This is a genomic window from Aquimarina pacifica (assembly GCF_000520955.1).
Lineage (GTDB): Bacteria > Bacteroidota > Bacteroidia > Flavobacteriales > Flavobacteriaceae > Aquimarina > Aquimarina pacifica.
In genome coordinates, this window is record NZ_JACC01000028.1 from 1 (window position 1) to 22,615 (window position 22,615).

The 22,615-nt window shown below is 32.5% G+C and carries 23 protein-coding genes; 6 read left to right on the forward strand and 17 right to left on the reverse strand.

Going from position 1 to position 22,615, the window contains the following annotated elements; genetic code table 11:
• The 5 genes from DZ60_RS23135 to DZ60_RS0114350 all read right to left on the reverse strand — a co-directional run.
• A partial coding sequence (locus DZ60_RS23135; protein WP_034229797.1) for a DUF6443 domain-containing protein occupies positions 1–713 on the reverse strand: 713 nt, incomplete at its 3' end.
• Between the two features lie 13 nt (positions 714–726).
• A complete protein-coding gene (locus DZ60_RS0114335; RefSeq protein ID WP_025742731.1) occupies positions 727–3,789 on the reverse strand; it encodes an RHS repeat domain-containing protein in 3,063 nt (1,020 codons plus the stop codon).
• Positions 3,790–4,036: 247 nt separating this feature from the next.
• Positions 4,037–5,338: a hypothetical protein gene (locus DZ60_RS25605; protein ID WP_025742732.1), complete on the reverse strand. Its 1,302-nt coding sequence runs from the start codon at positions 5,336–5,338 to the stop codon at positions 4,037–4,039.
• 434 nt (positions 5,339–5,772) lie between these two features.
• Positions 5,773–6,528, reverse strand: a complete 756-nt coding sequence (locus tag DZ60_RS0114345) for a tetratricopeptide repeat protein (RefSeq protein WP_025742733.1) — start codon at positions 6,526–6,528, stop codon at positions 5,773–5,775.
• The gene (locus tag DZ60_RS0114350; protein WP_152537442.1) at positions 6,518–7,138 is read right to left on the reverse strand and encodes a sigma-70 RNA polymerase sigma factor region 4 domain-containing protein; all 621 of its coding nucleotides are present in this window, start codon (positions 7,136–7,138) and stop codon (positions 6,518–6,520) included. The genes DZ60_RS0114345 and DZ60_RS0114350 overlap by 11 nt, the downstream gene beginning before the upstream one ends.
• 234 nt (positions 7,139–7,372) lie before the next feature.
• Between DZ60_RS0114350 and DZ60_RS0114355 the strand changes: the two genes are divergently transcribed.
• Entirely contained in the window at positions 7,373–10,732 is a 3,360-nt protein-coding gene (locus DZ60_RS0114355; RefSeq protein ID WP_025742735.1) for a CHAT domain-containing protein, read from the forward strand.
• Between the two features lie 33 nt (positions 10,733–10,765).
• On the opposite strand, the gene DZ60_RS0114360 is transcribed toward DZ60_RS0114355, so the two are convergent.
• Positions 10,766–11,380, reverse strand: a complete 615-nt coding sequence (locus tag DZ60_RS0114360) for a thioredoxin family protein (protein WP_025742736.1) — start codon at positions 11,378–11,380, stop codon at positions 10,766–10,768.
• Positions 11,381–11,621: 241 nt separating this feature from the next.
• Between DZ60_RS0114360 and DZ60_RS0114365 the strand changes: the two genes are divergently transcribed.
• Positions 11,622–12,197 (forward strand): DNA-3-methyladenine glycosylase I, encoded by a 576-nt coding sequence (locus tag DZ60_RS0114365; protein WP_025742737.1) that lies wholly within the window; start codon positions 11,622–11,624, stop codon positions 12,195–12,197.
• Entirely contained in the window at positions 12,187–12,585 is a 399-nt protein-coding gene (locus DZ60_RS0114370) for an ACT domain-containing protein (RefSeq protein ID WP_025742738.1), read from the forward strand. Before DZ60_RS0114365 ends, DZ60_RS0114370 begins: the two co-directional genes overlap by 11 nt.
• 37 nt (positions 12,586–12,622) lie before the next feature.
• Here the strand turns inward: DZ60_RS0114370 and upp are convergent, their stop codons facing one another.
• From upp to DZ60_RS0114390, 4 genes are all read right to left on the reverse strand, one after another.
• Positions 12,623–13,276: a uracil phosphoribosyltransferase gene (upp, locus tag DZ60_RS0114375; protein ID WP_025742739.1), complete on the reverse strand. Its 654-nt coding sequence runs from the start codon at positions 13,274–13,276 to the stop codon at positions 12,623–12,625.
• Between the two features lie 39 nt (positions 13,277–13,315).
• Entirely contained in the window at positions 13,316–13,954 is a 639-nt protein-coding gene (aat, locus tag DZ60_RS0114380; protein ID WP_025742740.1) for a leucyl/phenylalanyl-tRNA--protein transferase, read from the reverse strand.
• 343 nt (positions 13,955–14,297) lie between these two features.
• Positions 14,298–14,675, reverse strand: a complete 378-nt coding sequence (locus DZ60_RS0114385) for a DUF3127 domain-containing protein (protein WP_025742741.1) — start codon at positions 14,673–14,675, stop codon at positions 14,298–14,300.
• 12 nt (positions 14,676–14,687) lie between these two features.
• Positions 14,688–15,560 (reverse strand): flavin reductase family protein, encoded by an 873-nt coding sequence (locus DZ60_RS0114390; RefSeq protein ID WP_025742742.1) that lies wholly within the window; start codon positions 15,558–15,560, stop codon positions 14,688–14,690.
• Between the two features lie 299 nt (positions 15,561–15,859).
• Here DZ60_RS0114390 and DZ60_RS0114395 point away from each other — a divergent pair, with 299 nt between their 5' ends.
• Both DZ60_RS0114395 and DZ60_RS0114400 read left to right on the forward strand, forming a co-directional pair.
• Positions 15,860–17,050, forward strand: a complete 1,191-nt coding sequence (locus tag DZ60_RS0114395; protein WP_025742743.1) for a sensor histidine kinase — start codon at positions 15,860–15,862, stop codon at positions 17,048–17,050.
• 160 nt (positions 17,051–17,210) lie between these two features.
• Positions 17,211–17,570, forward strand: a complete 360-nt coding sequence (locus DZ60_RS0114400) for a hypothetical protein (RefSeq protein WP_025742744.1) — start codon at positions 17,211–17,213, stop codon at positions 17,568–17,570.
• Positions 17,571–17,632: 62 nt separating this feature from the next.
• Here the strand turns inward: DZ60_RS0114400 and DZ60_RS0114405 are convergent, their stop codons facing one another.
• The 3 genes from DZ60_RS0114405 to greA all read right to left on the reverse strand — a co-directional run bounded on the left by DZ60_RS0114405 (position 17,633) and on the right by greA (position 19,048).
• On the reverse strand, positions 17,633–18,046 hold the full coding sequence (locus DZ60_RS0114405) for an acyl-CoA thioesterase (RefSeq protein WP_025742745.1): 414 nt from the start codon (positions 18,044–18,046) through the stop codon (positions 17,633–17,635).
• A gap of 9 nt (positions 18,047–18,055) precedes the next feature.
• A complete protein-coding gene (locus tag DZ60_RS0114410; RefSeq protein ID WP_025742746.1) occupies positions 18,056–18,445 on the reverse strand; it encodes an HIT family protein in 390 nt (129 codons plus the stop codon).
• A 126-nt stretch (positions 18,446–18,571) separates the two neighbouring features.
• On the reverse strand, positions 18,572–19,048 hold the full coding sequence (gene greA / locus DZ60_RS0114415; RefSeq protein ID WP_025742747.1) for a transcription elongation factor GreA: 477 nt from the start codon (positions 19,046–19,048) through the stop codon (positions 18,572–18,574).
• A 120-nt stretch (positions 19,049–19,168) separates the two neighbouring features.
• Between greA and DZ60_RS0114420 the strand changes: the two genes are divergently transcribed.
• A complete protein-coding gene (locus DZ60_RS0114420; protein WP_025742748.1) occupies positions 19,169–19,600 on the forward strand; it encodes a Rieske (2Fe-2S) protein in 432 nt (143 codons plus the stop codon).
• A 29-nt stretch (positions 19,601–19,629) separates the two neighbouring features.
• On the opposite strand, the gene thiH is transcribed toward DZ60_RS0114420, so the two are convergent.
• The 4 genes from thiH to thiE form a co-directional block, all read right to left on the reverse strand.
• On the reverse strand, positions 19,630–20,742 hold the full coding sequence (thiH, locus tag DZ60_RS0114425) for a 2-iminoacetate synthase ThiH (RefSeq protein WP_025742749.1): 1,113 nt from the start codon (positions 20,740–20,742) through the stop codon (positions 19,630–19,632).
• 48 nt (positions 20,743–20,790) lie between these two features.
• Positions 20,791–21,081, reverse strand: a complete 291-nt coding sequence (locus DZ60_RS0114430; protein ID WP_025742750.1) for a four helix bundle protein — start codon at positions 21,079–21,081, stop codon at positions 20,791–20,793.
• Between the two features lie 64 nt (positions 21,082–21,145).
• Positions 21,146–21,916: a thiazole synthase gene (locus DZ60_RS0114435; RefSeq protein ID WP_025742751.1), complete on the reverse strand. Its 771-nt coding sequence runs from the start codon at positions 21,914–21,916 to the stop codon at positions 21,146–21,148.
• Positions 21,917–21,934: 18 nt separating this feature from the next.
• Positions 21,935–22,567, reverse strand: coding sequence for a thiamine phosphate synthase (gene thiE / locus DZ60_RS0114440; RefSeq protein WP_025742752.1), 633 nt, complete (start codon positions 22,565–22,567; stop codon positions 21,935–21,937).
• Between the last annotated feature and the right edge of the window lie 48 nt (positions 22,568–22,615).

The window sequence follows — 22,615 nt, forward strand, 5'->3', positions numbered from 1 at the left end:
TCGTTATTATACGTTCTCTTAAGTACTACACGACCTTGTTTGTCTGTAAACTCTTCACTCGTATGATCCTTGCTCGTTGTGCCTGTATGATTTTCATCCTTGACAATTGTTTTTGTTAGCGTTCCTTGATCATAATATCCATCAGCTACTAGTGTCGGCAAACTGATGTCTCCATTGGTAAAAACTACATTAAATTGTCTCACCTCGTTAAGCGCATTGGCCTGATAGTCAAACTCTATTTCATGACCACTGCCTAATCTCCATACCTCGCCTGGTGCAGCTTGTTTTAGCACCCTATTAAGGGGAGAGGCTTCGAATTCCTTTTCTACATATGGGTTTGTAGTATTTTCATATTTTGATGTGTTATAAAAATCTAATGCATCAGTTACCGCAGATGTTCTATACACACCTGTACCACTAGATGCTTCATATGGCAGATACTCTTTGACTTGTCTGCCATAGACATCGTATGTAATAGGGGTAATGAGATCTTTTTGATCAGGTGTGGTTCCTTTTTGCACAGATTGTTTAAGTCTTCCTAATCCATCTAAATATTGAATTTTTACTATTTTATCGTTATTTAAAGCATTCTCATCTGCCGTAACTTCATTTTGATAAACGGTGGTTTTTACATAATTCTCGGTCGTTGTCTGTGCAGTAGCACTTATTGTAGCGATCACTACAACTAATAGTATGTGAATTAATCTTTTCATGATATGCCCTTAGTTAGTTTTTGTAATTGTATTCGTTTGCTGATAGTAAATTTCCTTCGTCATCTTTTACGTATTCTAAGCGATTAAGATCATCGTATTCGTAATAAACTGTCTTGCCTCTTGGGTCTGTTACACTAGTCATACCTATCAACGGATCATATGTATACGTTGTAATAAATACACGTTTTAATTTTTCATTCAGCGCATCTCGTAACTCTTTAAACTCAGCAATTAAAATGTTTTCTGAAGTTTTATTTACATCATTATTAGATAGTGTTTCATAATAAGAAATACTTACATCCTTCCCATAAAGTATATCCCCTATGTAAATTTCATGTTCAAAAAAATCTTCTAAATTTACTCTGGTCATTCCCTCTATCTTTGCTATCGGTAAACTTTTATTATACCCCCATATATAACTTACTGAGGCATTACCACTTGTTGATGTATGACCACTACCAATTTTTGTTTTATTTATAATATTTCCTGTTGTATCATAAGTAAAAATAAATTCTCTTCTTTCTAAAGGATCATCCGCTTTAGAACTATACATTAAAAATGGAAAATATTGACTAGAGTATCTGGTCGCACTTGTTGAAATAATATCAGAATCAATTTTAGTTTGTGTTTTTATTACAGGATTTAAAAAGTGAACATCAATCATATCTTGATAAAGTGATGTTGACATTTCATTACCCGTTGGGTAGTCTGAAGGATACTCATAAGTAGTCACTAATTCTCTATTAAAACTATCCCATGTCTTAGTTTCGGATAATAATTTCTCATCGTTATACGTGTACTCTACAATATTAGCTCTTTCATTTTCCCCCTTTTCATCATAAGTAATCGTCTCTTTTTCTATCAAATTAAAATCATAGATATATCTCTTATAGGCAACCCCTACATAATCACTTAAAGTGTTACCTTCAACAGTACAAATTGGTATAGCACTAACATCAACAGACCTAACATAATCACTGGATGATCTTTCATAATTGAAATTTTGAATTTCAACGGTTTTGTTATCATTATTAACTTTTTTAATTGATAAAGGTTTACCTCTTTCTTTTGAAGTATTAGTAAATTGGCGATAAGGAGTTTGTTGAAAGTTTCTTGTAGCTATAGGTAATTCATCCTTGTAACCATTATCATAGTTAGTAAATTCGAAAATTGTATATCCGTTTTGATTACTTTTCTCAACGACTTCAGAATAACTTACAGGACTTCCTAAAGAATTAAATGAGCCCGGAAGCATTGATACCGTAGAACCTTTTTTGAAGTAAAACTGAATGCCTTGATGTTCTATTAAATACGTATCCCAATAATATTGATGTTTTGAGTTTTGAACACCACTTGAAGATAGCGTACTCGGATTGTTTTCTCCTAAGTACCCTTTGACATAAAAGTATTCTTTTGTTATAGGGTTTGAATCTTCATCTGAAGTATATGATTCAATTTTCTTTATTCGAAGACCTCCAGATTTTGTATTACTAGATTTAGTTTCTAATATACTCCGATTTTCACTAACTACTTGTCTATAATCATTTTGCTCATACTCAAATAATGTATATCCTCCTGTTGGATATATTATTTTTTCTAAAGTCTCAGCTTTATAATAATCTACATTAGTTGCTGGTGCTCTTGTCGTGTGGTATTGCGCAAAAAATTCTTCGTAGGTACTAGCATCTATAGTACCATTAAAACCGTTATAAAACCCCCAATGGTCAATCCCGGTTGAACAATATACTGGTAATGAAGTTGAATTATAGTTGAAAGAATGGATGATATCAGTATTTCCCTGAGGAAAACTTTCTCTTAATTCGAGTAATTTTAAACGTGTATTATTATCATTAGTATAATCAAAATGAAAAGATTTTATCAAATCATTAGTGCTGTTTCTAATTTGTATTACATCTAATTGTTTCCATTGTAAATCATTATAGCTATCATAATAAGGGCTTCCTTCTTCATCTACATTATCAGAATCGATTGTGTCAGAAAAATCAAAACTGCTATAACGTAACTCTTTAGAATTGGAGCGTTCAAATTCAATTATCGTTGTATTAGATGTAATTTTTTTAAGGTAAACGGGAAAAATTAAATCTCCAACTTTATCGATATCAGAATTGTACGACGCACAACCACTAGCTTGGTAATTATTATAAGAAATATTATTAAATCGAGTACAAATAATTTCATGTTCGCCTCCATATTCGGATTCATACTCAAATTCAACCTTGTCTCCGTTTAATTTTTCTATTTCAATTAAATTCCAAGTAGTGGGTATTAATTTTGAATCTACATTCTGATGATCCAACGTATAAACTAAACTATATTCTGTAGCCTCTACACCTCCGAATTTGTATTTAGTCCCATCATCTGTTACAATTGTAAATTCTGTAAAATAATTATCATTATAGAATGATTTGTTATTTCTCTTTAATGGATTTCTTAGTTGATCCTGTGTAACTAAACCCCCATTCTCTGGGTCAAACAACACCTTTATATTTTGATCACTATTTACTTTCCATTCATTTTTTTCATTCAGATAAAAACTCCCCGAATACCCCAAAAAATTAAAATGAAAATTATCTGACATTACATCTCTTTGGTGGTAACTACTATTATTACCATAAGAACCCAGTTGTAAATACCAGTTATCCGAATCTAAATCATTCATATTATTTTGTCCTTCTAGAAAATAAAACCCTCTATTTATTCCATTATCTAAATCATTTTTTCTTTTGTATTCATCTGGTATACCTTTCACCTCTCTAGTTATAGATCCTCCAGCAGATAAAGACCAACCTAAGCCAACCCACCCAGGGTGTGCATCTGGTTTGACCGCAGATAAATGGTAACTTAAAGTTAATGGTATTGCTATATCTTTTTCAGAAATCGTATGAAGAGGAATATTAATATTAGGAGTACCTGTAAAATGACTTACAGGTACTGATCCAAACAAACCCAATGTTGCCGCATTAGGAGACGGAGAATTTACAGAGGTGTTTTCTGTTTGAGAATATAAAATCACAAAATTGCAGACTAGTATAAGTGATAATAGTTTTTCCTTCATTTTGACTTCTTATCGTTGTTTTTTATAATTAATTTTAACGTAAACAATTACTTCGGGATTTATTACTATATCAATATTATACTAAACAAGCTGAAATTAAATTGATGATTTCAACCTATTTCTTCTTACTTAGAACTTTCTTCTGGACAACACCCAAAAAAAACAGGTAAAGAATTAAAATAAGAGTTTATCTGTATATTAATTAGTAACACATTTAATTGAGTATTATAGTCTAAGATCAAGAACCTTAGTTCCCCAACAATGCTTCCAACTTGGCCATTCTTAATTTCAATGCTTCCATCTCAGCTAGCTTCTTATCCTGAGCTTGTAGTTGGGTATTTTGAGCTGTCAATTGCTTTTCTTGCTCAATAGTATACAATGTCAATTCCTCTATTTTCTGCAATAACTTGTTCGTCATTTCTGACACTTTCATATCATTTTGTCTGAACTCATCGGCAGATGGCATTTCTGGTAAGTGTTTGTTTTCTTTGATATAGTTAGCCACCTCTTCTAGTGGACGTAGATTGTAATCTTCTTCGAATACCCAATCAGCCGCATCAGTAAGACTTACTTTTACCTCTTTTGCCCAAATTGTACCGTTTACTGATAGTTTGTTTTGAGGAGTTGTCGTGCCTATTCCTACATTACCATTTGTACTCTCAATAAACATTCTAGTGCTTTTGTTCGCTAAAAATTTTACATCATGAGAAGATATTGTTCCAAAATGTAAATCTGTTCCTAATACTACTAATTCATTTGGGTCTAACCCTATTCCCACTGAACTTGTACCTATTAACAAAGAGGCTTTTGACAGGTCTGATAATCCTATAGTCGTGGGATTAACTATATTTAATTTTGCTTGTGGCGAAATAGTTCCTACACCTATATTGCCAGAAAAATACGAGTCCGCTTGAACAGAAAAATTTTCTGATTGAATATTCACTCCTTGCCCAGCATTAATAGCGACATCATTACCTGTTGACACATTTATTTCATCGGCATCAATAATATTAAAACTTCCTCCACCTCTAAAAGTAGTGTAGTCAGAACTGTTAATATTAAAATCTTGCCCATTAAAAAACTGAATATCAGCATAAACACCTAATTCAGAAGCATACAAATTCATATTATTTCCTGAACGCAATGTCATTTCGTCTCCAATACTTCTTAGGTACAATCCCTGCGTGTCTGCTTCTATATATCCTGTAACACCACCTTCATCATCATTATATAAATTCATTCGGCCTGAGGTAAAATCTCCTGCAATGCGCATATCTCCCACATTACTCAAACCGGCTACAGGTACTTGATTAAGTGTACCCCAAGTCCAACCACGTCCTGTTGTGGTATTCATATTTGATTTGATACTATAATCGGTTACAGGACCAAAGGCATATTGTGTTCCTTTGCCCATATGGATTTTATAGCTATCACTATTCCAGAAACGGAGTCCGTTACCGTTACCAGCAGTAACATTGTATTGTGTTTGTTGTGCCATTCCTGCATATCCTACTACTAGAAGAATGAAGTAAAAAATAATCTTTTTCATGTGATGTAATTTGCGTGTTTTGTATTATTTCATGATGCGAGCTCTCCTTTATCGTAAAAGTAGTCCCCCATTTACTAGATGCAGGTTCAAAAAAAAATAACAAGGGTTCTAGCAAAAAACACACTAAAAAATTCTCTTTTAACCCAATAGATGGGTCAAAAACTATCTATAAAATTTGAGATAAAAACGCTGTAGAGTCTCTGATTATCTGGATATAGTACGTTTCTATTATTGAAAAGACTTAAGCAGAAAAATAGGTGATTTTTTACTCTTAGACTTTTTTGTTTAACTAATAGAAAGATTTTAGAGATAAAGTATTACTGGATCTTCTTAATCGACTTTTTTTGGAGATTAAAAAAGTTCTACATTTCAAGAACTGATTGGTATCAATTATATCGTATAAAAAAGAAATACTAAATAGGTAGGGTAACTTTTTACTCCTTTAAAGGTTGGATCCTTGGAGAGTTCTTCGTTATTGTAACATATTTCTGAGCAGATGCAAGATCCTCTTGCTCTAGGTATATTAGACCTGTATACCACATGGCTACATCTTTTTTTCTACCTGATTGGTAGTTGATTATTGTATCCAACGTTTCTAATGCTACTTGGACTTCTCCTTTTCGGTAGTTGGATAATGCCTTAAGAAATAGGGCATCTTCATAATATGTTTTTTGCTGAGGGTAATTTCTTAAAATAGCGATTACTTCATCATACGAACTATTATCAAATGCATTATAGGCCGTTACAATTATTGATTTCATTGAATCTACCTTATTACCTCTCATACTAGCATAATCCAGACCCACTTCTCTATCCCATGCTACCTGAAGTTCTGATGCCATATCTATCGAAGAAGAAGTGCCAACAAATTGTTTTCCAACCATAAAAATCATAATCGAGGCAGCGATCCCTACCATCCATTTTAGAAGTATTACTTTAGAACTTTTAGCATTTTCTGGTCTCTCAGATTCTGCATTCTCCTTATGAATAAGAGATCTCCAGTGACCTATACGCTCCTCTTTTTCTGCCTGATATAATACTTCTACTTCATCCAAACCTTCTTTATAGGTCTGCACATGCTCTAGAAATGTCTTATCATCTTTTAACTTATTTTCAAAAGACTTAAGTTCATCCTCAGAAAGTTCGAGATCAAAATACCGTTGCGTAAGTTCTATATCTTTATTTTCCATAAGGCAATACTTCTTTTTTGTCTTTTTTTAATATCTCCAATTTTTCGATAACCTTCTTTACCAATCGTTTTTTGCAATTATATTTTGCTTGCATCAACGCCTGATAGGTCGTATATCCTAGTTCGTTTTGCAACTCTTTTTGATTAACTCCCTGAGCCAATTGTGATTCTATTAATTTTTTACATTTACCACATAAATCATCAATGGCAAGTGATAATGCTTTTTGTCTTAAAAACTGGATTTTTTGGACTTCAGCATCTTCTTCAGGTTGAATACTTATATCTTCTTTTTCAAAATTTTCTATACTGTCGTTACCCGAAACTTTGTTCTCCCAAGGCGCTCTCTTTTTCATTAACCATGCATTCTTACACATCATAAAGATATATCCTTGTATATTGTAAGGTAATTTTTCTTGAGATGCCACAAATTTTTCCCAAAATTTATAAATAGAAATCATAAAAATATCATCACAATCGGCTTTAGATTTTGTTAAGGTATATAACTTAGGATATAACGCATCAAAAGTAGTTTCTAAAAAACGATCAAATGGTATTTTCTCTCCTTGGACGCAAATCCATCCTGCGCTTTTTTCAAAATCATTCGGCTTCATAAACATTCAAGAATACATAGATTTTTATTTTTAAAGAGCCCAAAAATCAAATAAATAGGTGGCTTTAAGCAAACAAAAGTAATTATATTTTTTTAAGAAAAATAAAAAGAAAAGAATTATTGGCTTGATTTTTTAGGATTTACACAATAAAATAACGTCATATGTTTTCTTTTATTGAATTAATATTACATCATTTATTTTTAATTTACTTTTGTTGGTCCAATCACATTTCTAATGAAAAACCGTACGCTTCTCTTACTTATTTTTTATATATTTTCTTTTAATACCTATGCACAGAAATCCAAAGAAAATACAATAACACTACTTGAAAAAGCAGATGCGTTTTTAAAGGATGAACAATTAGAAAAAGCAATAGCACTTTACAATAAAGCATTGAACATTTCTTTGCAAGAAAAAGATTGGGAAAACGTTGCAAGAACATATAATTCTATTTCAAGTTATAAAAGACAAAATGGCAAGTATAAAGAATCACTTATCCCCGCACAAAAGGCTTTAGAAATAAGTAACTCATATTTAAATAAAAATCATCTTGAAAAAGCAATAGCATTAGATAATATAGGAGGTTATTATAGATATAAACCTGATCTTGATAAAGCGTTATCCTACTATAATCAAGCACTAGACATCAAAAAACAAGGGAATAATAATACTGCGCTTTCTAGATCCTATTCATTTATAGGATATGTGTACTTAAAGAAAAATAAATTACATGAGGCTACAATGTGGTTTCAAAAAATTATCGCTATTGACAGTAGTGAATGTAACCCTTACCTGGCACATTCTTACGGGGACCTTGCTAGCATAGCCCAGATACAAGGAAATTATAAAGAATCACTAGATTATTCTAAAAAAGCGTTACATTATCAAATCTTAAAATATGGGGAAGACCATATAAAATTAACAGGGTTTTATAGCAATATAGGTTTTTTATCTTATGAAAATGGTAATCATAAAGAAGCGCTTAATTATTTCAAAAAAGCAATTGCCATACAACTAAATTCTACTGGAGAAAATAATCAAAAAATGATTAATTACTATGGTAACTATTCCGTTTTTCTAAGAAAAATTGGTGATTTGGATAATTCAATAGTGTATTTAAATAAAACGTTAGCGATTGGAACCCATATATTTGGAAAAGATCATTTAAGAATAGCTCCTTTATATACTAATCTGGGAATAGCATATCAACAAAAAGGAACACTAGACCTAGCACTTACCTATGCAAAAAAAGCGCTTGTAATTAAACAAAAACAAATGGATGAAAACCATCCAGAAATAGCATATTCATTGAAAAATATAGCTTCAATATATATTGATCTAAAAAAATACGATGAAGCCATAACTATTTTAAATAATTCATTAGATATATTGATAAAAAATTTTGGGACTAATCATTTTCTTGTCACCGAAATCTATCAAAACTTAGCTACCGCTTATTACAATAAAAAAGACATAGACCCTGCTTTTTTATATAGTGAAAAGGCAATCCATAATATAATCCAAAAATGGAATGACAAACATATTGATCTTGTTGATAACTATATTCGATTGGGAAATATCTATGAACACACGAACAAATTTGAAATCGCTCTAAAACATTATGAAAAAGCACTAAACATTGCAACTAAAAGTAATCTGCGAACACGTGTTTACAAAAACATTGCTCAACTGTATAAAACAAAAGGTGAATACCAAAAAGCAATACAAGAATACCAAAAAACATTGGCATACAATTCTAGAGAAGAAAAATTCTTATTACCTGAATTACATCTGAATGCTAGTTTTAATTCTGTTATACTTCTTCAAAGTTTGAATGATCTGGCTGATTGCTATATGCAGCTATATCAGAAACAAAATACCAGAGAAGACCTTAAAAAAAGTATCGCTTTGTATGAAAAAGCAGATCAAATCATCAATGAAATCAGAAAATCATACCAATCCAATTATCAAGATAAAATCACTTTTTCTGAAACCACGAAAGAAATCTATACTGATGCTATTGCCGCTCAATATACCTTATATCAAATCACAAAAGATCCCCAAGATATCACCAAAGCATTCTATTTTTCTGAAAAAAGTAAATCCAATACCCTAAAAGAATTAATAACAGACACTAATGCCAAAAGTTATGGTAATGTATCATCTAACCTTCTAGAATTAGAGCGCTCCTTAAAAATTGACAAGGCTTTTTATATCTCTAAAATTGCAGAGATAACTTCTGAAACAACCATCGATACCACCAAACTAACCACATTCGAAAACGAAATATTCAATATTAGTAGACGACAAGATTCGTTAACCATAATTCTAGAAAAACAATATCCAAAATATCACGAACTCAAGTATAAAGATAACATTATCGACCTAGCAGAAATTCAAAATAAATTATCTCCCAACAGAACAATATTAGAGTTCTTTACTACCGATAGCATTACATATGCCTTTGTGATTTCAAAAAATAATGTGACCTTACATACAATCCCAACACCAAATCTTGCAACAGATATCACAAAACTGCATCAAAGTATTGTAACAGAAAAATTAGTAGAATATAAGGACCAAGCTCATCAATTATACCAAAAACTTATATCACCAATAGCCAATCAAATCAAAGGAGATGAACTCGTTATTATTCCTGACGGTATCTTATGGCACCTTAATTTTGAATTATTACTTACCCAACAAGAAGTTGCCGAAACACAACTACGAGAGGCGTCTTACTTTTTTAAAGAATATCAAATCAGTTACGCAAATTCTATAAACTTACTATATAATCAACAAGACATTAAATCAACTGAAAAAATCGAAAATGAATGCCTGGCCTTTTCTTTTACCAAAGAAGAAAGTAAAAAATCATCTCAAAATTCTGCAATCGCAATGTCACAATTGAGAAACAAGGATAAAGATTTACCCGGCAGTAGAGAAGAAGTAAGAGCAATTTCAGATATTATAGAAGGACAATACTTTTTCGGAAATCAAGCTACAGAAACGAATTTTAAGAAAAATGCATCGAAATATAACATCCTGCACCTAGCACTACATGGTGAGGTAGATAACGAAAACCCGCAAAACTCTAAGCTCTTTTTTACTGAAACAAAGGATACTATTAATGATAATACATTATATACTCATGAATTATTGGCTATGCAAATTCCTTCTGAACTTACCATACTAAGTGCTTGTAATACAGGAACAGGAAAAATTGCCAATGGAGAAGGTATTATGAGTCTTGGAAATGCGTTTCAATATGCTGGTACCAAAAGTCTGTTATTGAGTCGATGGGAAGTTGCCGATAAAACCACTCCCCAACTCATGAAATATTTTTATAGCAACCTTAAAGATGGAATGTCTAAATCAAAAGCTTTACAACAAGCCAAAATAAAATATTTAGAGACCTCTGATTCATTCTATACACATCCTTTTTATTGGGGAAGTTTTTATTTGATAGGGGACCCTACTTCTTTATCTTTAGGAAATAACGGCTCTTATTTGTTTTGGATCTTTGGTCTAATTGTATTACTTCTCGTTATTTTATTTGTTGTTGTAAAATTTAGTAAACCTAAACGTAGTTAGACGAATTATTCTGATTACCAAAACACTAAAGCATTATAACAAATCCACTAAATCTTTAGCAATATTTACCCCTTTATCCTTGTTATACCAAACTTGTAAATCTTGTTTAAACTCGGGATCCAGACTACCGTGTTCTTTTTTATAATCATTGACCATTTTTGTAGCTAACGAAGGACGAGGCCCCCAAGAACTAAGAACTTCCTTTGTCTTATTATCATACACTAATAACTTGGGAATTGCTTTTCCTCCGTTGGTCAAAAAGTTATTCATTAACTCATCATGATCATCCCTTGATATAATTTTAAAATCAATACCACTATTTAATGCCGCTAGCTTATTAATTACAGGTAAAGATTGTGCAGCATCACCACACCACCCTTCTGTTAAAACAACCCAAGTGACGTCGAGTGTAGCCGACTCAAATACTCGTGTAATAGATTCATCAATCTTTATGGTCTTGTCCAATCGTTTCATCCTGCGATCATTAAGCATGCTATAATTCGTTAAGGCTTCGGTTTGCTCATGCCCTGTGGATTTGTCTTTTTCTAATAAATCACTGACTAATTGCCTGTATTCTTTGTATGTGTACGATTCTTTTAGTCCCTTCTCGATTAATTCTGATATTTCTGTAGTCACTATGTTTTCCATGTATTTAGAATCCTAAAAATAATACTTCTTTTTTTGCTCATCTACCCCTTGTATCGAATTTAATAAAAAATAAAATCAACTATTTTTTGCATCTGTTGCACAAACACAAAAAATAGTGTTTTATTCTGGCTAACTCAATTAATAAATGATATCAATATAACTATTAAGACGTCTAAAATTATAAAAACTTACATACTTAATTTTACATGAATATTATATATTTATAATTTAAAAACTAGGTATGAAAAAACATAAATGCGGCTGGTGTCTTGGGGATTCCTTATATGAGGCATACCATGATAATGAATGGGGAGTCCCTCTTCATGATGAGCAACTATTATTCGAATTTTTATTGTTAGAAACTTTTCAAGCTGGATTAAGTTGGATCACTATTCTACGAAAACGAGAAAATTTTAGATTGGCATTTGATAATTTTGATTATAAAATTATTGCTGGGTATTCTGAAACAAAAAAAGAGCAGCTTTTACAAGATTCAGGAATCATACGTAATAAACTAAAAGTAAATTCTGCTATCACCAATGCTCAGAATTTTATAAAAATTCAAGAAGAATTCGGAAGTTTTGACAGTTATATATGGGGGTTTGTAAACAGAAAACCTATTGTAAATACATGGTCTAATTACAAAGACTGCCCTGCTAACACGCCTATTTCGGATAGCATAAGTAAAGATTTAAAAAAGCGTGGATTTAAGTTTGTTGGATCTACTGTTGTATATGCTTTTATGCAAGCAATAGGTATGGTTAATGATCACGAAACCGCATGCCATAGGTATAAAAAGATTCAAGATGATTACTGAAACAAATTTGAGAATTCTTATCAAAGAAATGGCCCCTCAACTAAATATTGGTGCATATGTATTTGTTACCGTTCCTGATACAGATCAAATACCGCGAAAAGATATTTTAGGAGAATTCAAAGAAAAAGAAGGAATCACTATCATTCTCGAAAGAAAAACTGCAGATTTACTGCATCTAACATATAGTTATATTGCCTCATGGATCACATTAAAGGTTCATTCGTCCCTTCATGCAGTTGGCCTTACAGCTGCTTTCTCATCCGAACTTGCAAAACATCAGATAAGCTGTAATGTTATTTCTGGTTATTATCATGATCATATTTTTGTAGCAAAGGAAGATGAGCTCAAAGCAATGCAAGTTTTAAAAGATTTATCAGACAACTACTAATGTATTTGTACTTGAGTATATAGAACAGACTAGCAATCTATAATTTAACGCCGAAAGCAAGATCTCCTGCATCACCCAAACCAGGCACTATATATCCTTTACTATTCAATTCTTCATCTATTGCGGCAATCCATAAATGAGTATTTTCAGGAAAAATATTCTCTATATAACTTACACCTTGTCGAGAGCCTATTACAGATATAATATGTATTTGTTTGGCCATACCATGCTTTTTTATCGCCTTTAATGTATTTTCAAGAGTTTTACCTGTTGCCAACATAGGATCAATAAGCACCACGGTTTTATTTTCTAACGAAGGTGCTGCAAGATAGTTTACTACAATTTCAAAATCATCTTCGTTTTCTTTATGATCTCGATATGCAGAAATAAATGCGTTTTCGGCTGCATCAAAATAATTAAGAACACCTTGATGCAAGGGTAAACCAGCCCTAAGAATAGCACATAATACAAGTTCGTCTATTGGCACTAAAATATCTTTGGTTCCTAATGGCGTTTGAGCTGATGTTATCTCATAGGATAGTGCTTTGCTCATTTCGTAACTCAGAATTTCTCCTATGCGTTCAATATTTCTTCTGAAACGCAATGAATCTTTCTGTATATCAACATCCCTAAGGTCAGCAACAAACTGATTTAACACTGAATTTTGTATCCCTATATCATGAATCGTCATCACCTTTAGTTATATGTTACTAATGAATTAATTATAAAATTATTTTAAATACTCCAAAAATTCTGCTCTGGGGATTTCTCGGGCTCCCAAACTTGCCAAATGGTCAGTATACACCTGACAATCGATTAACTTTATATCTTTCTGTGCTAGCCAATCAATCAATTTAATAAAACCAAATTTTGAGGCATTACTGACCTTAGAAAACATACTTTCACCACAAAAGACTTTCTTATCTTGTAGCAAGATCCCATATAACCCACCTACTAAATTCGATTGATCCCAAACCTCAACAGAAATAGCATACCCCAAATTGTGAAGTTTTTTATACGCTTTTTTCATATCATCAGTAATCCAAGTACCCTCTTGATCTGACCTCTTGATCATCGCGCAATTATCTATCACAAGGCTAAAACTAGTATTAAAGCGAACTTCGAATGCTTGTTTTCTAAGCAACTGTTTCATACTCTTGCTGATCCTTAATTCTGAAGGAAAAAGTACCATTCTAGGATCCGGACTAAACCATAAAATAGGTTCCCCCTCATTGTACCAAGGAAAAATACCTTTCTGATAGGCCTCTAAAAGTCTACGTACAGACAAATCCCCACCAATTGCTAATAAACCATCAATATTAGCATCTTCTACAGGCGGAAATTCTATGACATTTGTTAAGATATGCAAAATACAGCTATAAAAATATACAACGTTAAAAGTCAATTAGTTGTTTGAAATTACCAAAAAAATCGCAATATTTGTTAGTGCCTTTTAAGATAAATTTTGTTCATCATTGCTTTTTTAAGTTTTTATTAAAAGGTCAGCATAAATAACAATAGGAAAAAGTCCGATATTTTGTATCGGACTTTTTTATTTTTGAAGCTATTTGCTATCTATTATCTTACCTGATTTTATGAAGTAAAACTACTTTAAGAAATTTGTAAAGTGTATTAAACACTTATATCTTCAAGTTTATAAGTCGTATTAGACCTTCATAAAACACACTACAGGTTCAAAAATGAATATTTATTTAGAATGGCAAATCATCATGCTCTTCTTTTGAGAAATCTGTAGCAGGTTCAAAAGCATCTGCAGGAGGAACCGGAGGAGCAGAAGCATTTTGAGCAGCTGGCTGCAAACTCTCTATTCTCCATCCTTGAATTGAATTAAAATATTTAGTTTCTCCTTGTGGGTTTACCCATTCTCTACCACGTAAATTGATGCTAATTTTTACATCATGGCCAACCTGAAAAGCATTTAATAAATCACATTTATCCTGAACAAACTCTACCATTATCGATTGCGGATATTGTTCTTCTGTAGTTACTACAATTTCTCTCTTTCTAAAACCATTGCTACCAAAGGTTTGTGTCTCACCGATCATTTTTACTTTACCTTGTACTTCCATCTTACTATATTATTATTTTGCTGCTAAAATGTTCCATGCGGTATCAATATCATCTATATCAAGATACTGCTTTGCAAATTTATGAATTTCTATTAGGTTAGCACCTTCTATTTTATCCATAATATCACTATGGTTATTAACAAATTCTAAAACCTCTTCTTTTTTAGGAATTTCTGCCTTATTCGCTAGTTTACCTAAATCATTACCTGTAAGAATTGTGCTTTTTTTTATCGAATCAGGTAGTAAATCAACACCGATCCCTATACTGCTTAGAGGTTTAGGCACTTCAAACATTCCCAAATTTGCCCTTGTATACCAATTGCCTCCCATACGGGCCACCTGATCTATTTTGTGTTGATCTATCTTATTATTCTCGTCAAGAATTTCTTTGTCAATATGCATAAGAAGAACCTCGCAGATAATTAGATTACCTGCTCCTCCCTCTTCTCCCAGAGCCACTACTTCATTCACTTTACATTCAAACTGTACAGGTGATTCTTTAACTCTAAATGGCTTAACTTTTTCTGAATGTAAAGGTGTTAAACCAGATTTAACAAACTCATCAATATCTTTGGGATATTCTGTACTAGAAAGCGACATTTGTTGTACAATATCATAGTTTACAATATTTATAACTACTTCTCTCGTAGTCTTTGCATTTTCTAGCGTATGCTTTGTTGTATTATCCCTCACCCTTCTTGCCGGTGAAAAAATAAGAATTGGTGGATTCGCACTAAAAACATTAAAGAAACTAAAAGGAGATAAATTAGGGTTACCCTGATTATCTACAGTACTCGCAAAAGCTATGGGTCTAGGACCAATGGCACCTAGCATGAATCCATGCAATTTTGCGGTAGTAACTTGTGATGGATCTATTGTCATCATACTCATACTGTAACTATTTTAAACAAAGATAACCAAAGTTTACAAGCTCATAAACGTCTGAGCCTTCAACTAACAAAAGAAACACAAAAAGACAATTTATTACAGTTTTTGACAGTTTAGCAACGAAGTTCTTTGACATAAAGAAGGTTAAACGGATATAGTTTTATATTTTAGTCAACTCGAGACAAACTACGACAACTTAACCCCCTATTTTGGCAGATTTCTGAACTACAGACCAGAAGATTTGCAATAAAATTATTATAAAACGGTTATATTTAAGATTTAGTTAACAAACCTCTATGAATTTTTCTGATGAACGTAATTTTTCGAGCTATTTCATTATCATTGCTGTTTTGGTAATCACTGGGCTTGTATTATGGAATACTTCATTATTTTTAAAGCGACTTAAAGAAGATGAGCGCACAAAAGTTCAGGTTTGGGCACAGTCACAAAAAGCACTAAATAGTGAACAATCAGACGACTACTTAGAATTATCACTTCTAATTGGATCTACAAATAAATCAAGCCCCATTATAATTACAGACGCCGACGGTAATTTTATAACAGATACTTCAGGAAAACCAGACCCTAGTTATTTCCAAAACCTATCTCAAAGCGTCATAGAAAGTGAATCAAAACTGAAGTCTTACCTAAAAAAACTAAGAGCAGAGAACAAACCTATAAAACTTAATCTCAATAAAGATACAGTGCAATACATTTATTATGGCAATTCAGACATTCTGAATAAGCTTAAATATTACCCTATGACAATTGCCATCATTATATTTTTACTTATTGGCGTTATTTATTTCTTCTTCACTACCTCTTACGCTGGTAAACAAAATAAGTTATGGGCTGGTATGGCCAAAGAAACTGCACATCAAATAGGAACACCTTTATCATCGCTGGTTGGATGGAATGAAATACTCAAATCCGAAAATGTAAATCCTGAGTATTTGTATGAAATAGAAAAAGATATTGAACGATTAAAAGTAATTACCGAGCGGTTTTCTAAAATTGGTTCTATTCCTAATCTTGAAGAAGTAGATATTGTTGAAGAAACAAGGAACGCATATACCTACCTTGAGTCTAGGAGTTCTAAACTAATTAATTTTTCCTTAAACCTACCCAAAAAACCAATTACAGTATCCCTAAATTCTCAACTCTACAGTTGGACCATAGAGAATCTTGTTAAAAATGCGATTGATGCAATGCGAGGAAAAGGAGATCTAAAAATCGACCTTACTGAGGATGCAAAACGGGTTTTTATACAGATAAAAGATAGTGGCAAAGGAATCCCTAAAAGTAAATTCACTAAAATATTTGAAACAGGATACACCTCAAAAAGCAGGGGATGGGGACTTGGTTTATCATTATCAAAACGAATTATAGAAGAATATCACTTGGGAAAAATAAAAGTTCTCAAATCTGATATTGGCAAAGGAACTACTTTTCAGATTATACTAAGAAAATCAGGAGTGACCATTTAGTCTTTCTTTATTAATAACTCAAGAAAACTGATGTTTTTATTTTAATTCTTAAAATTAATCCTGTAAAGTGACCTACTAAACACAATTAAAAAAATGAATATTATATAACAATATTTTATTTATAAAGTCAGTTATACACTTAACATCAAATTGAAACAATGTGAAGACAGAGTATATTACCTTAAAAGAAACAACTCTTACCAATAATTGTCCCGAATGTTATTCTACTGATGGTATGGTCCTTTCGTTTAAACAGCAAATGACTACTTCAAAATTTTTAATAAAAACAAAAAGTAATGTTGTTGAGAATATTTTTTGTACCAAGTGTGAAAATGAAATTTTTCCGGGACAATGGACACTAGATATCGAGCGAGTATACAACTATCACAAGAAAACGATCCCCCGAAAAAAAGGATCCATACAATTTACTAAACCTTTTTATTTTGTCACTTTTATACTTTTAGCAATTTTAATTGCTATCGGTGTTTATTTGTTCGATCCAACTATTTTTGGATTATAAAAACAATGCATTATTCTACTTGTCTTATTACTTTACGTAGAAATGAACCTATGAGCAAATAGTTATGAATAATGCTCTATACGTGATCTCAATTCTGGCGTTATTAAAAACGTTTTATCTATATTAAAGTCAAAACAAACTGCCACATCGTGTCCCTCGGCACATAATACACCTGCATCATTATACAATTCATGATATAATCCAAAGCTTGTGTTTTTTACAAATGCAACCTTAGTTTTAATCATTACATTACCAGGAAAAAATAATGGATGTTTAAAATCACATTTCGTTGATACCAGCATTGGACCTTTTTTTGTTTCTGCATATAATTTTACCAATCCTGTTACCTCCCAAAATTGCACCCGTGCACTTTGCATATATTTCATGAAATTTACATTATTAACATGCTGATAGGTATCCATCTCACTCCAATCAATACGCAACTGTAACGATAATTTAAACGCTGTTTTTTCCATAAATCCAGATTAAAAATTCGATCGAATTTCTGATGCTAATATTTCAAAATCAGAATCAGACATCGAAACTTTATGCTGAAAAGTCATTTCTTTCATGTCATTCAGCGGAATCAGGTGTACATGCACATGAGGCACTTCTAGTCCTACTACGGCGATTCCTACTCGTTTACAAGGTACAGTTTTTTCAAGGGCCTTAGCAACTTTTCGAGAAAACCCCATAAGTCCCAAATATGCATCTTCATCTAGATCAAAAATTTTATCCTCTTCTTTTTTAGGAATACATAATGTATGTCCTTTTGCATTGGGGTTGATATCCAAAAAGGCATAATAGTTATCATCCTCAAAAATCTTATACGATGGTATTTCTCCATCAATAATTCTAGTAAATAGGGTAGGCATTACTTTGTTTATTAGTTAGTATATAATTACGGGAAATATAGTTTATTTATGTGTAAGTCAAAACCAAAAAAACTCCTTTTTTATAAAATTAAAAAGGAGTTTTTTAATAGCTTAATGTTAGATTTTCTATTCTCTAGAAATCTCTACAACATCAAATTTCATTGTTCCATTAGGCACTTGTATTTCTGCAATTTCTCCTACAGTTTTACCCAAAAGTCCTTTACCTATAGGGGAATCTACGGATATTTTTCCTGTTTTAAGATCTGCTTCGCTTTGTGCTACTAATTTATAAATCATTTCAGCACCATTCGTTTGATTTTTGATCTTTACCGTAGAATGTATTAGTGCTTTTGAGGTGTCTAATTGAGACTCATCAATCAATCTCGCATTGGCAAGGGTTTCTTCTAATTTAGAAATTCTCATCTCTAATAATCCTTGCGCTTCTTTTGCTGCATCATACTCTGCATTCTCACTTAAATCTCCTTTATCACGCGCCTCTGCTATTGCTTGAGAAGCTTTTGGACGTTCAACATCTTTTAACTGATTTAGTTCGTCTCTTAAATTTTTTAGCCCCTCTGCAGTATAATAAGATACTTTGCTCATAACTTCATCGTTTATATAAATACAAAAAATCCCATAGCTATGGGATTCTATATTCAAAGATAATAAAAAATTTACTGAAGACCACAAATTTACGTAATTTGGCTCCACAATACCGGCGTTATGAAAAAGATTGTATTTCTACTTCTTACTTTATTAATTTTATCCTGCAGTAGCGATGATGGTAGTGATAACAACCAATTTTTACCTTCAACAAGTATTAATTATCAGATTAATCTAGACCTTCCTCAGTTTAGTGACCTCAAGTTTTCTGGTAATCATTATGTCGACAAAACAGAAAATGGTAGTATCAAAGGAATTATAATTTATAATCTAAATGACACACAGTTTAGTGCTTTTGAGTTAAGTGATCCTAATCATGTGCCTAGTTCTTGTTCTACACAAACTATCAATGGTTTGACGGCAACTTGTGATTGCGAAGACGGTAATTCATATAACATTATAACGGGGCAGCAAACTGAAGGAGAAGGACAATTCAGTCTACGGGCATATGCCATTAGACGAACTGGAAACATATTATCAATCAGCAATTAACACCTTTTTTAAATTTTATATTATTGACATTATTGCCAATTATGTGCCCAATCTTTCCAGACCACTTCTAAGCCTTTGCTCTTAAGCATTTTAACCACCTCTTCTGTAGTGCGTTCATCAGAGATTTCGAATTGTTCTAAGGATTGTGGATCAACGGCATATCCGCCAGGATTCGTTTTGGACTCAGCACTAATAGAAGTAATTCCTAAATTGACAATATGTTCTCTGAACAACTCACTCTCTCGAGTAGACATCGAGAGTTCTACATCCTCATCGAATAATCTAAAAGCGCAAATTAGCTGAACAAGATCTGTATCTGTCATTGCTACTTTAGGCTCTAATCCCCCACTATGCGGTCTCAATCTGGGAAATGATATAGAATATTTTGTTTTCCAATAGGTCTTTTGCAAATACTGCAAGTGTAAAGCCGTAAAAAAACTGTCGCCACGCCAATCCTCAAGACCAAAAAGTGCTCCTAACCCAATCTTATGAATCCCTGCTCTACCCAATCGATCCGGAGTCTCTAAACGATAGTCAAAATTAGACTTCCTCCCTTTAGGATGGTGTTTTTTATATTCTTCTCGATGATACGTTTCCTGATATACCAATACTGCATATAAACCATTACTTCGCAAAAGTTCATATTCTGATTCATCTAGTGGCTGTACTTCTATTGTAATGTTAGCAAATTTTGACCGAATCAATTTTATTGAATTACTGATATAATCAACCCCAACTGTTTTGTTTGCTTCTCCTGTTACCAAAAGGATATGATCGTATCCTTTTGATTTAAGAAAATCAACCTCCTTCAAAATTTCTTGATCTGTTAATGTTCGTCGAGGAATTTTATTGGTCATACTAAACCCACAATAAGTACATATATTCTGGCATTCATTACTTAAATACATCGGTGCATACATTTGTATAGTATTTCCGAAACGTTTTTTAGTAATAGCATTACTTAGTTGTGCCATCTCCTCTATATATGGTGTGGCAGCCGGAGAAATTAATGCTTTAAAATCTTCTAAATCTCGCTTTGATCTCTGCAAAGCTCTCCTGACATCTTCTTCTGTTTTTGCATTAATATCTACAAGAATTTGGTCCCAATTATATTTATCGAATAGCGTCTTGAAAGTATTCATAGCTGTTAGCATTTAGCTTCTGGCTATTCACCAAAAGCTTCAAATTAATTATCCCTTTTTTACAGTTGAATGTAATACGTTTAACATTTTTCTTATTTCTACTATATTCGAATTTAATATCTCAAATTCTTTATCTTGGACATATTCAGTATTCTCATAAAATTCAATTAGATACGCTACTTCGGCCGCTGATGCAATATTTGTAGGATTAGAATCTCTTCTCAATTGCGAAATCAACCCAAACATCTCATCCTTTGGATTTTTTTTTGATATTTTGTATCCCTCCAACGTACATTGATTTGACTTTATCCAAACACCATAATTCCTAAAATTTCTCATTGCTTTTTAGTACTCGCTTTTAAAATTATATCTATCATCAGCCCAGAGTTATCAGCTAATAGCTTCATTTCGTTAAAAATGAAGTTAATGGGCTACTAGCTTCTGCGTGTTGCTGAATAGGTGCTAATTTTGCATTATATGCCATACGTCCTGCTGCCACTGCCATTCTAAAAGCATTTGCCATTGCTATAGGGTTTTGAGAAACTGCAATTGCAGTATTCACTAGAACAGCATCTGCTCCAATCTCCATAGCATGAGCAGCATGCGACGGGCTACCAATACCGGCATCTACAATGACTGGAACATTACTTTGATCAATTATAATTTCTAAAAACTCAAGAGTCTTTAACCCTTTGTTACTACCAATTGGGGCTCCCAATGGCATTACACATTGTGCCCCCACCTCTTCTAATCGTTTACATAATACAGGATCTGCATGAATATAGGGCATAACAACAAATCCTAATTTAATCAGCTCTTCTGCTGCTTTTAGGGTTTCAATAGGATCGGGTAATAAATACTTAGGGTCAGGATGAATTTCTAATTTCACCCAATTAGTTTGCAATGCTTCTCTTGCCAATTGAGCAGCAAATACCGCCTCTTTGGCATCTCTAACTCCTGATGTATTAGGTAACAAATTAATTCTCGAGTGATTCAAATGATTTAATATATCATCTTGTTCATTAGTAACGTCGACACGCTTTAATGCTACAGTAATTAACTCACTTTCTGAAGTTAGCAAAGCATCTCTCATTAACGATGAAGAACTAAACTTTCCTGTCCCGGTAAATAGACGAGAAGAAAATTCTTTATCTGCAATTTTTAACATATCCATTCTATACTTTCTTTTATTCTATTTAATCTTTTGATCATATGTGCTGTTTATCCTAGTAATCGTTTTTTCTATATCAGACTGATTCGTCAACATTCCCGAAACAGCAATTGCCGAAATACCCGTATCAAAAATTTCTGAAATATCATCTGATGTAATCCCACCAACACCAACAATTGGAACATCATGATGTTTACTTCTTAATTCTGCTAGTATTTTATTATATCCTTCATTTCCCAAAATCGGACTTAACTTCTTTTTGGTTGTTGTGTATCTAAAAGGACCTAAGCCAATATAATCCACTCCATTATTAATCTGAAGCAAGCAATCTTCTAATGTATTAGCGGTACCACCTATGATGAAATTATCGCCTACTATTTTTCGAGCTTCTTTTGGATGCACATCTTCTAATCCCAAATGAATACCATCTGCCATTGCCGCCTTGGCAACCCCTATATTATCATTGACAATCATAGTAACATCATAGGTGTCACAAATCGCCCTACACTTAATAGCTGTATTTAGACACGTAGCCATATCATACTCTTTGAGACGTAATTGTACCCAACGACACCCTGCTTTGCATACCTCTTCTATATGTTTAAGGTGCTCTTCTGGTGTTTTTCCTTGAGAAATATATTGTAAAGGAGTCATTTAAGTCTTTTTAATTTTTTGCTTTGATTCATATATTCCTTCTTTCTT